This is a genomic window from Marinicrinis sediminis, assembly GCF_042685085.1.
GTDB lineage: Bacteria > Bacillota > Bacilli > Paenibacillales > KCTC-33676 > Marinicrinis > Marinicrinis sediminis.
Genome location: NZ_JBHUMM010000010.1, coordinates 68,085 through 83,031 on the forward strand (window position 1 = coordinate 68,085; position 14,947 = coordinate 83,031).

The 14,947-nt window shown below is 48.8% G+C and carries 11 protein-coding genes; 8 read left to right on the plus strand and 3 right to left on the minus strand.

The genetic code is table 11. The features are described 5' to 3' along the window. Positions 1-55: 55 nt before the first annotated feature. Positions 56-739: a dihydrofolate reductase family protein gene (locus tag ACFSUC_RS06360; protein ID WP_379928663.1), complete on the plus strand. Its 684-nt coding sequence runs from the start codon at positions 56-58 to the stop codon at positions 737-739. A gap of 110 nt (positions 740-849) precedes the next feature. Here ACFSUC_RS06360 and ACFSUC_RS06365 read toward each other — a convergent pair whose 3' ends face one another. Beyond that, a complete protein-coding gene (locus tag ACFSUC_RS06365; protein ID WP_379928664.1) occupies positions 850-2,832 on the minus strand; it encodes a glycoside hydrolase family 15 protein in 1,983 nt (660 codons plus the stop codon). Positions 2,833-3,148: 316 nt separating this feature from the next. On the opposite strand from ACFSUC_RS06365, the gene ACFSUC_RS06370 reads away from it, so the two are divergent. The 4 genes from ACFSUC_RS06370 (at position 3,149) to ACFSUC_RS06385 (ending at position 7,956) form a co-directional block, all read left to right on the plus strand. Beyond that, positions 3,149-3,571, plus strand: a complete 423-nt coding sequence (locus ACFSUC_RS06370) for a hypothetical protein (protein WP_379928665.1) — start codon at positions 3,149-3,151, stop codon at positions 3,569-3,571. A 184-nt stretch (positions 3,572-3,755) separates the two neighbouring features. Next, positions 3,756-4,562, plus strand: coding sequence for an RNA polymerase sigma factor SigI (gene sigI, locus ACFSUC_RS06375; RefSeq protein WP_379928666.1), 807 nt, complete (start codon positions 3,756-3,758; stop codon positions 4,560-4,562). 25 nt (positions 4,563-4,587) lie between these two features. After that, a complete protein-coding gene (locus tag ACFSUC_RS06380) occupies positions 4,588-6,237 on the plus strand; it encodes an anti-sigma factor domain-containing protein (protein ID WP_379928667.1) in 1,650 nt (549 codons plus the stop codon). Between the two features lie 150 nt (positions 6,238-6,387). Then, positions 6,388-7,956, plus strand: coding sequence for a leucyl aminopeptidase (locus tag ACFSUC_RS06385; RefSeq protein WP_379928668.1), 1,569 nt, complete (start codon positions 6,388-6,390; stop codon positions 7,954-7,956). A 23-nt stretch (positions 7,957-7,979) separates the two neighbouring features. Here ACFSUC_RS06385 and ACFSUC_RS06390 read toward each other — a convergent pair whose 3' ends face one another. Together ACFSUC_RS06390 and ACFSUC_RS06395 are read right to left on the minus strand one after the other, a co-directional pair. Then, positions 7,980-8,384 carry a hypothetical protein gene (locus ACFSUC_RS06390; protein ID WP_379928669.1) on the minus strand — a complete coding sequence of 135 codons (405 nt, stop codon included), beginning with the start codon at positions 8,382-8,384 and terminating at the stop codon, positions 7,980-7,982. 21 nt (positions 8,385-8,405) lie between these two features. Next, complete coding sequence (locus tag ACFSUC_RS06395) at positions 8,406-8,915, minus strand: Hsp20/alpha crystallin family protein (protein ID WP_379928670.1); 510 nt, start codon at positions 8,913-8,915, stop codon at positions 8,406-8,408. Between the two features lie 150 nt (positions 8,916-9,065). Between ACFSUC_RS06395 and ACFSUC_RS06400 the strand changes: the two genes are divergently transcribed. From ACFSUC_RS06400 to gltB, 3 genes are all read left to right on the plus strand, one after another. Next, complete coding sequence (locus tag ACFSUC_RS06400; RefSeq protein ID WP_379928925.1) at positions 9,066-9,287, plus strand: hypothetical protein; 222 nt, start codon at positions 9,066-9,068, stop codon at positions 9,285-9,287. Position 9,288: 1 nt separating this feature from the next. Further along, complete coding sequence (locus tag ACFSUC_RS06405) at positions 9,289-9,522, plus strand: hypothetical protein (RefSeq protein ID WP_379928671.1); 234 nt, start codon at positions 9,289-9,291, stop codon at positions 9,520-9,522. An 827-nt stretch (positions 9,523-10,349) separates the two neighbouring features. Then, positions 10,350-14,942 (plus strand): glutamate synthase large subunit, encoded by a 4,593-nt coding sequence (gene gltB / locus ACFSUC_RS06410; protein ID WP_379928672.1) that lies wholly within the window; start codon positions 10,350-10,352, stop codon positions 14,940-14,942. The last annotated feature ends 5 nt before the right edge of the window (positions 14,943-14,947 follow it).

Below are 14,947 nucleotides of genomic sequence, written 5' to 3' on the forward strand. Positions count from 1 at the left end.
CTTAGAAAAGAGAGAAAAAAACAAAAATTCGGATACCATTATAGGAGGAAAAAACATGCATATTACAATTTTCAGTCAAATCTCGATTGATGGTAAGCTCACGATGGGAGCAGGTAAATCCAGTAAGCCGTTGTTTTCGTTTTTCAACCAATCCGATATTACGTATATTCATAAATTCCGTGGCGCTGTAGACGCGATCATGGTGGGCAAAAATACCATTCTGACTGACAACCCTTTCTTGACAAACCGTGTGGAAGAAAACAAAAATCCCGTACGAATTATTCCGACGAAAACATTTGATCTACCGATGGATGCCAATGTGCTGACCGATGATGGCCGCACCATTGTGGTGACGACAGAGCAAGGCTATCAGGAGGAAAAAGCGCAAATTCTGAGAGAAAGAGGCAAGGAATGCATCGTCTGCGGAGAAGATCAGGTCAACTTCAGGCAATTGTTTCTTCAATTGGAGGAACAATACGGCATGAAGCGGGTGATGGTGGAAGGCGGGGGTCAATTGAACTGGCACATATTTAATGAAGATTTGGCGAATGACATTATATTGATGCAGCTCCCGATTATCATTGGTGGTCATGACAATGTAACGCTGGTAGACGGAGATGGCTACACGGAGCTGGCCTTGACCAAGCAATATAAAGTCGTCGAATTGGATCAGAAGGAAAATTATACGCTGATGCGTTTTGTAAAGCTACAGGCAAACATGCAGACCGAAGCCGTATAGTCGTTGATCGTGGAAGGCCTTGTAGATGAATAGATGAATAGATGAATAGATAAATAGATGAATAGATGAAAGTTGGGGAGCCGGAATCGGGCTCCCTTTTTTATATGAAATCAGATGTCCTCTGTGATGGAGCTGCTCAGTTCCTGATAACGACGAATATAAGTATGCACGGCCATCAAATAGGTGGCGTGGGACCAGGTCAACGGGGCGACAGAGAGCGGGGTGCCTTCATATGGGTGCAATTGTTCAGGAAGCACATCGCTGGAGAGTGCATGCCGGACCGTCCAATGCAGATGTTCTTTGGTTTGTCTCAGAGACTCCAGTGAATCGGCAACCTCCATGTCCCACATGGCAAACCATAATGTACAGATGATCCATGGATTGCCGGGGACGCGATCTGACAGGTCACCTGAGAGGAAATAGCTGTCACCTGAGTAACGGGCGATTCCCCCGATGTCCGTATTCACTTGCAGCTGGGATCTCAATTGATCAATGGTTTGGATGAGACGCGAATCGTTCACGGGCAGCACCTCGAACAAATAAAGGCCGATGATGCTGCTTTCCGGTGTGAGGTCCTGTTTCCACGTACCTTCTATCTGGATGAGTCCTCTGGCAAAACGCTGCTCGCGCTCATTCCACAGATGTTTGATGATTCCGTTTTGAACCTCTTCGGCCCTTTCCCGAAACTGCTCACTGCTTGGCAGGTCCCCGAACAGATTGCAAAAATTAGAGGCGGCGAGCAGCCCGGCATACACCGCAGCACAGGTGAACGTATGGATGCCGTAACGTTCCTCCCACAGGTCATAGCTTGGATAAGGAAGAGACAAATCTTTTAGCCAGTACGTCTCCAAAAAAGCAGCAGCCTTACGAATCAATATTTTATAAAGCGACTGCGGCAGCTCAATGACCTTGTGTCTTTCGTAGTCTTTCCATAGAACATGCAGCACCAGCGCGGTCTCATCCTCCTGGATCGGAAGTTGCTTCTCTCCATTCTGAATATAGGGATGCCAACTTGAGCCAATCGTGCCGTCGGGATTGTATTTATGGTGCAGATAACCGGAAGGATGCATGTGCCTGGCGCAGAAATGGAAAAAGGGTACAATTGTGCCATGGTATCCGGCCTGGGACATCGCATGTGCGATCAAGGCACCGTCTCTGGGCCACATATAGCTGTAATGATCCCGATTGTACGCCAGAATTTCTGAATCATTGGCCGCCACAATCGCCCCGTTTGTATTGATCTGTGTCCGAACGAGCAGCAGGCTTTGTCGATACAATCGCAGGAGAGAAGGCTCCAGATCCCCAGCATCCATCTCACATTTGCTGGACCATTTCTGCCAATAGATTCGAATCCGATCCAGCAGGGCGCCAGGTCTATTCTCTCGCACATATTGATCCAGCGCGACCACCTCATCAAGCTGACTGCCTGCCGAAAACCAGTAATGTACCTGTGCAGATTGACCTGCCTCCACCTCCACATGAAAGGCAATCGCACTGTCGACGGAGCCCTGGGCGATCGGATTGCAAGAGAGCTTCCCGTTTTCCGCATCACGCCATGTTCCTTCCGCTTGATGAAATCGCTTGATCCCGGTCGAATACTCGTTCATGCCAAGTCCGCTTTGGTTCCCATTAAACATGAAGTAGCGGTTTTTCTTGTAATGAAACAGGGAATGAAGATCCGGATAGTAAGCGGCGGTATCGCCAACTTCTGATTCGTCAATAGACAGGTCTTGATGGAAATACAAACGGATATTCCGTTGCTTGCTCCCATGATTGATCAGCTTCAAACCATTCAGAAAGATACAGTCACGCTGGTGCACGCCGGCCTGCATCTCTATTTCCAGCTGCCAGACCTCATGCTTCAGGGAAATGTCAGTCACGAGCGAATGCGTCACATAACGGCAGCGATTCACTTCCCACACACTTTCGGTTAACCAGGAAAACTGGCCGTCTGTCCAGATGCCAATTCGAAACGGGTAACCGCCTACATGGTTCCATTGTCCAACATACGGATAGTACACATCTCGTATCATCCCTCTGTCGTCGAGATTGACCAGCATCTTGCCATTACCGAGCGCGAAATGTCGAGTCAAGCCATCATCCCCTTCCAATCGTGCCAACAATTACGTTTGCGGACTGCCGCTAAACCGAATAAAGTAAGAGGTACGACAGCACGACTCACGACAGCATGACTCGTGCACAGATCTGTGTAGCAGAGACCGTGTTGGCGTCTGCGCTGAGCCGGAGTTGGAGTCCGTGCTGTAGCCCGAGTTGTAGTTTTTCATCGTATCCTTGTTTTTATTCCCATGTCCGAACGTATGTGAACGTGTGCGAGTCATAGAGGAATTTTTCAGTTCTTTATCGAATACGTTATATCAATCTCATATCTGTGGAGAGGGGGAACCATCCATGAGTTTTTGTTGTGGAGCAAGTATGATCGGTACGAGAGGTACTTTGAAGCATTTGCGTTCTCATATTCATAATGTCCCCTTGATGTATTGTCCCGTCTGTCATCGTGTGGAGGTTCATCACGAGGTAGAGACAGAGTACGAGATTTTGGCTGAATATGCGCATGCTGACGGGGCGCAGGAAGTAGACTTTGAAGATTATGTTCCACTGAAGGATCGGGATCAGTTCTATGAAAACTGTGTGAATACCGAAAAGGAATCACCTTTGGACCTGATTACCAACCAGATCGATATTGCCCTGGATCTGCTGTCCTTTGCAAAAAAGATTAACGATGATACCTGGGTGAACCAGCTGCATCATAGATTGAAAGCCTTAGGCAAGAAAAAAACGAATCTCATCCAGAGCACGAAGCCTGCAAGCTAATTCGGCTTTGGCAAAGAAGAACTCCGCAGGGAGTTCTTTTTGCTATGCTGCAAGTGTGACCTTGCATAGGTTCTGGCCCTGGTGATTCCCCTCAAGCTTGTTTCTAACAAATGGATGCGGGGTAAAGAATGAACATCTCTTTTCTTTGAAAGACATACCCCCCCTAAATCGGAAAAAAATCCGAATGAGTATATTGTGTGAGGTGGATCGCTTGCTGCTCGTATTATTCAAAAAATTCCTCGGTCGTAGAGAAATCGCATTAGCGGACGAAGCACCTGAACAGACCCTGGAGGAATTAATCAGACAAATCCAAGATGGTGACATTAAATTACGCAATCAGCTCATTACCGATTATCAGCCTTTCATTGCCAAAGTAACTAGTAAATTCAGCAAACGATACATCGATCCTTCAAGGGATGATGAATTCAGCATCGCACTTGCTGCGTTTAATGAGGCGATTAATCAGTATTCCGTTGATTCAGGTAATTCTTTTTTAGGCTTTGCAAAAACAGTCATGACACGCAGACTGATTGATTATGTTCGCAAGGAAGAAAGACATACGAAACAAGTGCCGTACAGTGCATTTGATATAGAAGACGAAGAAGACAATTTGATGAATCCGGTTGAAGTGGCCAAAGCCGTTGAGGCGTATGATGAAGCCCAGGAGGCCGAGGCGAGGAAAGAAGAGATGATCGCGTATAACCGGGAGCTCATGAAGTATGAGATCACCTTTCAGGAACTCGTGGATATCTCTCCCAAGCACTCGGATTCACGCAAAACTTTGATTGCGATCGCCAGACAATTGGCCGAAAAACCGGAGCTGATGAAAAAGCTTCAGGATAAGAAGATGCTGCCGATCAAGGAAGTGCTGGAATGGGCAGGTGTATCGAGAAAGACGCTGGAACGCAACCGTAAATATTTGATTGCAATCAGCTTGGTGCATGCCGGTGATTATCCATACTTGCAGGATTATCTACAAAACGGACAATAAGTAAAATAGATTAGGGTGGGGAAAGATGAAGAAAGGTCTAGTCATGGAAATTCAAAAAAAATCCCTTGTCGTCATGACTCGCGATGGGGAATTTATGCAGATCCCTCGAGGCAGTCGAGTTTGCGACCTGGGGGAGGAAATCCTGTTTCCGGCTCGTTCGTTCCGTTTCCCGACTCGTATGTATTCTTTGGCGGCTGTCTGCACCGCTGCCATGCTTATGATCGTTGCCCTCTTCAGTGGATTTAACCTGTTCGGCAAATCGGTTGTCGCGGCTTATGTCACCATGGATATCAATCCGAGTATTGAACTTGGCATTGATGATGAGGACGTGGTGGTTGAAGCGACGGGTTTGAACCCCGAAGGGATAAAGCTGCTTAAGGAAATTGAGGTAGAGGGTTTGTTGCTCAGAGAAGCAGCCAATGTGGTGATGGAAGAAGCGTCGCCGATATTGGAACGGTATATGAGTGAAGATGGAGCGGGAGATATTGTGCTGACCTCCATGGTGATCAAGCTGGAATATGAACAGGAAGAACATCGCTTCATGCAGGAAATGACAGAGATGATGCATGTCAATCTTGCAGAGCGTTTCGCTCGCCATGAGACGCAGCTTAATGTGACGGTACTCTCCGCGCCAAAAGAGTTGCGCCAATCGGCACAAAATGCGGGTGTATCAAGTGGCAAACTTGCTGTACAGCTACTGGCCAAACAAGAAGGCATTGATATCACGACCGAGCAACTGGAGGAAAAGTCCATTCAGCAGATGTCGAGAGAAATCGAGGGCTTGAGCCAGGTGCTGAAGACCCATGTGCAAGATTCCAAGCAAGTGCTGAAGAACTTGCTGGATGAGGAGAAGAAGAAAGAACAGCACAAACAAAATGACGACCTTTTTGTAAGGGATGATTCTTCTTCTACGGAGCAGGATGCAGATTTGCTGGATGATGGACGAGCCAGGAAGGGCGCATATACAGAGATTCAGGAAAAAGCTAAAAAACATATGGAAAACGAACTGGAAAAGGAATTGGAAAAAGTGCTTGATATCGAGCAGATCCGTCCTTATCTCGATTCGTCTGTTCAAAAGGTCATCCCCGAAGATGACCTGTTGCCATTTGCAGAATTGCAGCGATACCTGCAACTGAACGAACGAAATTCATCGATAGAACAAAGGGTGAACGAGCTCAAGGAATCGATTGAGCATCGCAAACAGCAGGCCAAGCTTCAGGAAGAGGCAAAGAAAAAGTCTCAACAACAGCAACGGGAAGATCGCAAAGAACAGGAGAAACGGGATTCTTCAGAATCAAGTGAGCGTCATCAGAACAAAGATCAAGATCCGTTAAAGCTACAGAAGGACAAGGATGATAAGGAGAGAAACGATAAGAAGACGGACGATCATCAGAAAAATAACGAGAAAAACCGTCACAACAGCAAGAAAGATAAGGAAGATAAAGAAGACAAGGAAAATGATGAAGATAGAGAAGATAAAGAAGATAAAAAAGAGGAACGTCAGGATCTTGAATCAAGCGTGGAACGTGAGATTAAACGAGCCTTGGAAGAGGATCCTCTTCTGAATGAAGCGAAGTCGCTCTTGAAGTCAGATTCCGAACGGGAGCAGCAAAACCAGGAAAAAAGAGATGAGACGCTAAAGTGGCTACAACAATGGCTGTCAGAGGCCTCATGAAAAAAGCTCCGTGTGGGGCTGCCAGGGAATGCAGAACAGGAACGAACTGCATGCCGGGGCAGTCTTTTTTTGCTTCATACCGGTTTATGCCGGTTGTCGGCGGGTTGGAGAGAATGCTAAAATGCTCGTAAAAAAGAATGGAGGAACAATATGAAGCCAGAGAAAGGCATCCATTTTCAGTTGATTCCGTACGAAGAGCAATCACATATACAAATGCCAGCGTTCAAGGGGGGACATGTCCATGTAGCAGCTGTGACAGAGCAAATGTGCAAGCAAAGCTCATCTGCATCGATTTCAGATTCAACCCGGGCATCTACCTTTCAGGCTTTGACAGAGCGCGGTGTCCTGACAGGAAAACGGAAAGAGTGGGTCCGCTATCCGTTATTCGATCATCCGACCTATACGGATCAAGCCTGGATGGGTCTGGGCGCCAATGCGTTGACCTTGCATCAACTGAGAACAGCAGCTGTATATGCCGCCCGCAATCTTGCGGATGGAGCCTGCTCCTCCTGCACCATTTTGTTGATGGGAGATGACGAACTCACGCAACTGACGCTGCTTGACCAGATTTATGCATGGACAGAAGGTCTCCAACTGGGTACATACAAACGAAAAACCTACCATCACAATATAGAGCAAAGGAACGAGCACAGGAACGGGCAGAAAGAGGGCCTGCAAACCGTCATACTCGTTCTTCCGAAAGGGATTTCCCTCCAGCCAGAGATGCAACGCGCAATGAAAAGAGGCAAATATTACGCTATGGCCACGAATTACGCGCGAGACCTGACCAATGAGCCGGCTAATTTTCAGACCCCACAGGTGCTGGCAGATGAAGCCAGATTGCTTGCCAATCTGCCCGGTATCGAAGTGAATATTCATGATGAAGCGTGGCTGCAGCAAAAAAAGATGAATGGATTGCTGTACGTTGGAAAAGGTAGTGTGCATCCGCCATGTCTCGCGGTGATCCAGTACAACGGAGCTGATCAGAGCGATGACACACTGGCTTTCGTTGGGAAGGGCGTGACGTTCGATACGGGCGGTATCTCGCTGAAGAAGGCGGAAGGAATGGAGGAGATGATCAGTGACATGGGCGGTGCGGCCGTTGTCATGGCGGTCATGAAGCTCATGGCTGAACTGCAACTGCCACTGAATGCTGTTGCTGTCGTTCCCATCGCGGAAAATATGCCGTCAGGTCGGGCCTACAAACCGGGGGATATTATCCGGAGTTATAGCGGCAAAACGATTGAGGTATTGAATACCGATGCGGAAGGACGCATCATTTTGGGGGACGCAGTCACCTATGCGAGAGAGCTTGGTGCAACCCGTATTGTAGAAGTGTCGACGCTTACGGGTGCTTCACTCATTGCTCTGGGTGATGTGACGACCGCGGCGCTGACGAATGAGGATGCATTCCTTGAGCAGTTTCTGCAGGCTGCTTCCCCGGCGGGTGAACGAATCTGGGCACTGCCGAACTACCCTGAATACTGGGATATGCTGAAGAGTGATGTGGCCGATCTGACAAATAGTCCGGGCAAATGGGCGGCAACCATAACGGCCGGTTTGTTTATCGGCGCATTTGCGGAAGATACACCTTGGATTCATCTGGATACCGGAGGCACGGCCTGGTTGTGGAATGAACAGGAAGTGGATCCGATCGGAGGAACGGGAAGTATGGTTCGATCGATTGCTCATTTTGTGGAGCGTGAGGTACAGAGATAGCGGGTTGACCGGCTATCCCGTCCTCACTTGCCAGGTTTCGCCCGAATATGTACGTCAGGTCCCTGTGCTTTCCGGGGGCCTTTTTCAGGATTTTTTGGCTTTTTTTCCTTCTTGTCGTCTTGCAGCCAGGCATCGAGATTGCCGTAACTGGTAGCGCCAATATTCAGCTTTCCGCTCAGTTCTTTAATACCCAGCTGTCCGAAATGATGGTTGAACTGGGGCTGATCAATGACAAGCCGTTCTACATGAATGTAGTCCACCTGGACGGTTCCGGCAACGGTGTCCTTTTTGAGCGCGCTGAGCTGGGCTTCCAGGGCTTCGATCCGTTGCTGCATCGATCGTGACTGTTTGCTGTCAGGGGCGGCCTTACGATCATGGGCTGCATCATGGTGGCGATGTGGATGGCGTTTGCGCATAAATGAGAACATAGCTCGACACTCCCTGTTTCGTTAATCGATGTGGATGGATTGGGCGGGTTCTTTCTGACGCGGTATGGTAATCTCCAGAACGCCATTTTCAAATGACGCAGCTAGCTGCTCGATATCGACAGACTCTGGCAGCCGGACTGTGCGTTCGAAGTGCCCCTGATAGCGCTCCTGCTGTACAATGGTCACATCCTGATAATGGGCGGAAACCTGCCCTCTCAGCATCAGCTGCCCTCCCTGCAAGGAAAGTTCAATATCCTGTTTGGCTATGCCGGGCAATTCGACCAGCACGTATACATATTGATGACTCTTGTACACATCGATTCTCGGAAAAGGGGTTGGTACAGGCGATTCAGCTTGTGAACTTTTTCCTGTCCCATCCTTCATCGGATTCATGGTGAACGGGATGCCCTGACCCGCACCGCCGTTCATGAAGGAGCGAGTCTGTTCCTCGTCGAAAATTTGATTCCAGAAATCGCCTCCCTGAATATTTTGGGCGAACTGAATCCACTGCTTGAGCTTCTCTACATCCACATTGCATCCCTCCGAACGTTTTCATATTCCCTTTATGACTGTGCATATATATGAAGAATGACAGCTGCAGCATGAGAAGAGCAAGATGAGCAACCAGAATGTAAAGGAGGAGTGAGTTTGGGAACACCATCTATTAATATTAATATTTTTATGGTGAAGATAAATTCCTTTGAAAATGCATCTGCGGTAAATATCGGACAAAACGTGCTGGCAGACTGGCAGAATGCTGACAAGAAAAATCAGGGCTTTGGTCAAAGCTACGGAGATGAATCCGGTTTTATGGGTAATCGGAATCAGGTCGATGATCGGGATCAGGTGGATTCCCCTTCTTCATTTGAACATAAGCCGGCCTTGTCAAACAAAGGAGGATAACATGAACTTTTCCCCCATGGTAGTCAATTTGTTAGGCTTCAAGGTCAATGCCGTCGAGAAATCTTCGGTCGTCAGTCTGGGGCCGGTCCTGGCTGCGGATGTGTTTGTTTCCACCAAGCGCAATCAGGGCTTCGGTGCGATTAACGGCGACCTCAGTCAAGCCTGGTTTCCCCTGAGCATGGTGCTGGATTCGGATGTTGCAGATTCCAATTCGATCAAGAACAGTGTTATCTGAATGGGGTATGCATGAGAACGGCCTCGATTTGCAGAGGGCTTACAAGTAAATAGCAAGGATCACAGACCTGTGCCTCGGCGCAGGTCTGTTTTTTAGGCTCCAGCCACATCCCACGCCCTCTTCTTGTGCTTCGCACAAATGTCGGGCTTAGGGATGTGGCTTCCGCAGGTGGGGGATTTGGGGCTCCAGCCGCACCCCACGCCCTCTTCTTGGGCTCCAGCCACATCCCACACCCTCTTCTTGTGCTTCGCGCACAAATGTCGGGCTTAGGGATGTGGCTTCCGCTGGGTGGGGGTGTGGCTTGCGCTTATAATTTGAAGTTAGAAAGAAATGGCCCTTAGACCGAAAGTAGATTTTGCGGTATAATAAGAAATATGAATGTTAGTATCCCGATTCTGTCGGATTATTCGGATTTTCTGAGAAAATGTAGTATAATAGGCGGGTAACGATGCGGTGAACGTGAATTTATTGGACGAAGATCGCTTTTGTCCGCCAAAGGTTTTTCATTCGGATGTACTCTTCATCCTACGGGTATGCGCAGATAGATAAAATGAATAATTATGCATGAGGAGATGTCTTTCTGTACAAAGTGAACGCGAGCAGCTGGATGCTGGAAATAAAGAGCATGACAAGGCTTACAAGGCTGTTTCACGCTTTGTGATCTTGATCCATGTGCCATTTTCGCTTGTATGAAAGTACAAAATATCGACATCATAATGCATTTTCTGGCTGTGATCGCAGGTGATAAAATATTTGGATAATGAGTACATTTTCCATAGGTTGATAGGACCGGATGCTACAAATTTAACATGAAAGGTGAATACAGGATGAAACATAATGGTTTGCCACCTAAGCAGGGACTTTATGATCCCCGTTTTGAGCATGATGCTTGCGGAATTGGTTTTGTTGCGAACTTAAAAGGGAAGCCTTCCCATGAAATCATCAAGCAGGCCCTCACTGTACTGATCAACATCGACCATCGTGGTGGTCAAGGTGCTGAGAGCAATACAGGTGATGGTGCAGGGATATTGATGCAGATCCCGCATACCTATTTCCAGAAGCAGATGGCTGCAGAAGGCTTTGAGCTTCCGCAGGCAGGCGACTATGGCGTAGGAATGGTATTCTTGCCGCAGGACGAGGGACTGAGAAGAAAAAGTGAGGCAGCGATTGAAACAGCGATCGAGGAAACGGGTCAAAAGCTGATCGGCTGGAGAACGCTGGACACGGAAAACGGAACACTCGGCAAATCGGCCATTGCAAGTCAACCATTTGTTCGCCAGGTATTTATCGAGCGAGCAGGCGTAGAGCAAGGACTTGCGTTTGAACGGAAATTGTATGTCATTCGCAAGATTGCAGAACAACAAGCCAAAGAAATTGCGGAGGTTGGCAGCACCGCGTTTTATTTCGCGAGCTTTTCCAGCCGTACGATTGTATATAAAGGCATGCTGACACCGGAACAGGTAGATACGTTCTACAAGGAATTACAGGACCCTGAGATGGAAACCGCGATTGCCCTAGTTCATTCGCGTTTCAGTACGAATACGTTCCCAAGCTGGGAAAGAGCACATCCGTACCGCTATATGATTCATAATGGAGAGATCAATACGCTTCGCGGCAACGTGAACTGGATGAAGGCGCGTCAAGCCGTATGTGAAACCGATGTGTTTGGAGATGATCTGTCCAAGATCATGCCGATCGTCGATGAAAGCGGAAGTGACTCCCAGATTTTCGACAATACGCTGGAATTCCTGATGCTGTCGGGACGTTCATTGCCGCATGCGGCAATGATGATGATTCCGGAGCCTTGGCAAAAGCATGACAGCATGGAGAAAGACAAGCGGGCGTTCTATGAATATCACAGCTCGCTGATGGAACCGTGGGACGGACCGGCTGCGGTCTGTATCACAGATGGCTCTGTCATCAGCGCTCTGCTTGATCGGAATGGTCTGAGACCGGCTCGCTATTATGTGACGAGCGATGACCTGGTCATTCTTTCCTCCGAGGTTGGCGTAGTTGACGTGCCTGCGGAGAAAGTCATTTTGAAAGAACGTCTTCGTCCGGGGCGCATGCTCCTGGTCGATACGAAGCAAGGCAAGATTATCAGTGATGAGGAAGTCAAGGACGAGATCATTCACGAGCAACCTTACGGTGAATGGCTGAAGGAGAACCTTCGACCATTGAACGAGCTGCCTGAACCGGCTGACCAGTCGGAACAGAAGATGGAGGAAGTGCTGCGCACGCAGATGGCCTTTGGTTATACCTTCGAGCATCTCACCAAAATCATTCAGCCCATGGCGCTGAACGCCATGGAGCCGACCGCTTCGATGGGTGTCGATGTGCCGCTTGCTGTATTGTCCAAGCGTCCTCAGATGCTGTACAACTACTTTAAGCAACTGTTTGCTCAGGTAACCAATCCGCCGATTGATGCCATTCGGGAAGAGATTGTGACCTCTACCTTTACCAATATTGGCAGAGAGGGCAATCTGATTGCACCTGATGCCCAGAGCTGCAAGCAGATCAAGCTGGAAACGCCAGTGCTGAAAAATGAAGATCTGGCCAAGATTCGAGCTTATGGTGAGCAGGATGCGCATTTCAAATCTGTGACGATTTCTCTGCTGTTCAAAGCCGCAGAAGGGCCAAAAGCACTCGAAATCGCTCTGAACCGCGTATTTGCGGAAGCCGATCAGGCGATTGAAAACGGAACATCTCTGATTATCCTGTCTGACCGTGGTGTCAACAAGGAGTATGCAGCGGTTCCTGCATTGCTGGCTACTGCCGGTCTGCAGCATCATCTGATTCGCAAAGGCAGCCGCACGAAAGTCAGCCTGCTTGTGGAGTCTGGTGAAGTGAGAGAGGTTCATCATTTTGGTGTGCTTCTCGGATATGGTGCAGATGCCATCAACCCGTATCTGGCCTATGAGACCTTGAAGGATATGATGGATCAAGGCTTGTTGAACATCAGTTTTGAAGAAGCACAAAAGAACTATATTAAAGCGGCAACAAAAGGGGTTATCAAAATCCTCTCCAAGATGGGGATTTCAACCATACAGAGCTATCGGGGGGCCCAAATATTTGAAGCGATCGGGATCGCACAAGATGTGATCGACAAATATTTCACGTGGACACCATCCCGAATTGGCGGAATCGGTCTGGAAGAGATCGCGCAAGAGCTGCTGAGCAAGCATCAGCATGCGTTTGCTGACCAGGCGTATGATACGCTGGATGCGGGCGGAGAGCACCAGTGGAGAAAAGATGGCGAAGAGCATCTGTTTTCTCCGGAGACCATTCATTCTCTCCAGCAGTCCACCCGTACGAACAACTATAAGCAGTACAAGAAGTACGCACAGTTGATTGACCAACAGACCAAGCAGCACATTACGCTGCGGAGCCTGCTTCAGTTCAAGCAGGATCGCAAGCCGATCCCGATTGAGGAAGTGGAATCTGTCGAGGCCATCTGCAAACGATTTAAGACAGGTGCCATTTCATTCGGTGCGATCAGCAAGGAAACGCATGAGGCGATGGCCATTGCCATGAATCGCATCGGCGGCAAGAGCAATACCGGTGAAGGCGGGGAGGATCCGAACCGTTTCACGGCAGATGAGAATGGCGATCTTCGACGCAGTGCGATCAAGCAGGTGGCTTCCGGACGCTTCGGTGTTACAGCTCACTACCTGGTCAATGCGGATGAGATTCAGATCAAAATGGCGCAGGGAGCGAAGCCTGGTGAAGGCGGACAGCTTCCAGGCAAAAAAGTATATCCATGGATTGCAGAAGTGCGCGGTACTACAGCCGGGGTCGGCTTGATTTCTCCGCCTCCGCATCATGATATTTATTCCATCGAGGATTTGGCTGAGCTGATCCACGACTTGAAGAATGCGAATCCGAGAGCTCGCATCAACGTGAAGCTAGTGTCTGAGGTGGGTGTAGGAACCATCGCAGCCGGGGTAGCCAAAGGCCGCGCTGATGTGATTCTGATCAGCGGATTTGACGGAGGAACCGGCGCATCGCCAAGAACGAGCCTTCAGCATGCAGGCTTGCCTTGGGAGCTGGGACTGGCAGAAACACATCAGACCCTTGTGATGAATAATCTTCGCGATCGTGTCGTACTGGAAACAGACGGCAAGATGCTGACCGGAAAAGACATTGTCGTTGCAGCGCTTTTGGGTGCAGAAGAATACGGATTCTCCACCTCTCCAATGGTCGTGCTCGGTTGCGTCATGATGAGAGTATGTCATCTGGATACCTGTCCGGTAGGGGTAGCGACACAAAACCCTGCCCTGCGTGAGAAGTTCACGGGAGATCCGGACCACTTGGTCAACTATCTGCGCTTCATTGCCCAGCATGCGCGTGAGATCATGGCTGAGCTTGGATTCCGCAGCATCAACGAAATGATCGGTCATACCGAAGTGCTGGAAATGAAAGCTGCCTATGAACATTTCAAGCTGAAGAACCTGGATTTGAGTCCACTTCTCTATCAGCCTCAAGTGACAGAAGAAGTAGGCCGCTACAACCAAATTCAGCAAAATCATAAACTGGATGAGTCACTCGACATGCAGCAGCTGCTGGACATCTGCAAGCCTGCTATCGAGAACAAGGAGCATGTGCATGTCGCATTGCCTATCAAGAATACAAACCGTGTAGTCGGAACGATCGTTGGAGGAGAAATCACCAAGCGCTATGGTGCGGAAGGACTTCCGAATGACACCATTCGCCTTCATTTCAACGGATCTGCTGGCCAGAGCTTCGGGGCATTCATACCGAAGGGCATGACCCTTTCCCTCGAAGGAGACGGCAATGACTATGTCGGCAAAGGATTGTCCGGCGGAAAACTGATTGTATTCCCGGATTCCAGATCTCCGTTTGTACCTGAAGACAACGTCATTATCGGAAACGTGGCGCTGTACGGCGCAACCAGCGGCGAAGCCTATATCCGAGGAATCGCAGGCGAACGTTTCTGTGTGCGCAACAGCGGTGTGCGTGCGGTCGTTGAAGGTGTAGGTGATCATGGTTGTGAGTATATGACAGGTGGTCGTGTAGTGATTCTCGGCGAAACGGGACGTAACTTCGGCGCGGGTATGTCAGGTGGTATCGCCTACGTCTTTGATAAGCACGGAACATTCAAGGATCAGGTGAATCCGGAAATGGTCCTGCAGGAACAACTGGATGAAGAATATGAAGTCAATGAAGTGAAAAATATGATTCGAAATCATGTGAAATTCACCGGAAGTACGGTGGGAAGCGATATCTTGAATCATTGGGATGAGAATCAGTACAAATTTGTGAAGATCATTCCGAAAGACTACAAGCGCATGTTTGATGCGATTGAACGAGGCAAGAAAAACGGTTTAGATAATGATGAGGCCATCATGGCGGCTTTCTTGGAAAATACAAGAGATGTCACCCGTGCTGGCGGGAACTAAGAAGC

What these genes read in the sequence shown, in the direction of transcription:
- gltB (WP_379928672.1), top strand. Translation starts at nt 10,350, where the DNA reads ATGAAACATAATGGTTTGCCACCTAAGCAGGGACTTTATGATCCCCGT.
- sigI (WP_379928666.1), top strand. Translation starts at nt 3,756, where the DNA reads ATGAGTATATTGTGTGAGGTGGATCGCTTGCTGCTCGTATTATTCAAA.
- ACFSUC_RS06385 (WP_379928668.1), top strand. Translation starts at nt 6,388, where the DNA reads ATGAAGCCAGAGAAAGGCATCCATTTTCAGTTGATTCCGTACGAAGAG.
- ACFSUC_RS06370 (WP_379928665.1), top strand. Translation starts at nt 3,149, where the DNA reads ATGAGTTTTTGTTGTGGAGCAAGTATGATCGGTACGAGAGGTACTTTG.
- ACFSUC_RS06390 (WP_379928669.1), bottom strand. Translation starts at nt 8,384, where the DNA reads ATGTTCTCATTTATGCGCAAACGCCATCCACATCGCCACCATGATGCA.
- ACFSUC_RS06400 (WP_379928925.1), top strand. Translation starts at nt 9,066, where the DNA reads ATGGTGAAGATAAATTCCTTTGAAAATGCATCTGCGGTAAATATCGGA.
- ACFSUC_RS06380 (WP_379928667.1), top strand. Translation starts at nt 4,588, where the DNA reads ATGAAGAAAGGTCTAGTCATGGAAATTCAAAAAAAATCCCTTGTCGTC.
- ACFSUC_RS06405 (WP_379928671.1), top strand. Translation starts at nt 9,289, where the DNA reads ATGAACTTTTCCCCCATGGTAGTCAATTTGTTAGGCTTCAAGGTCAAT.
- ACFSUC_RS06360 (WP_379928663.1), top strand. Translation starts at nt 56, where the DNA reads ATGCATATTACAATTTTCAGTCAAATCTCGATTGATGGTAAGCTCACG.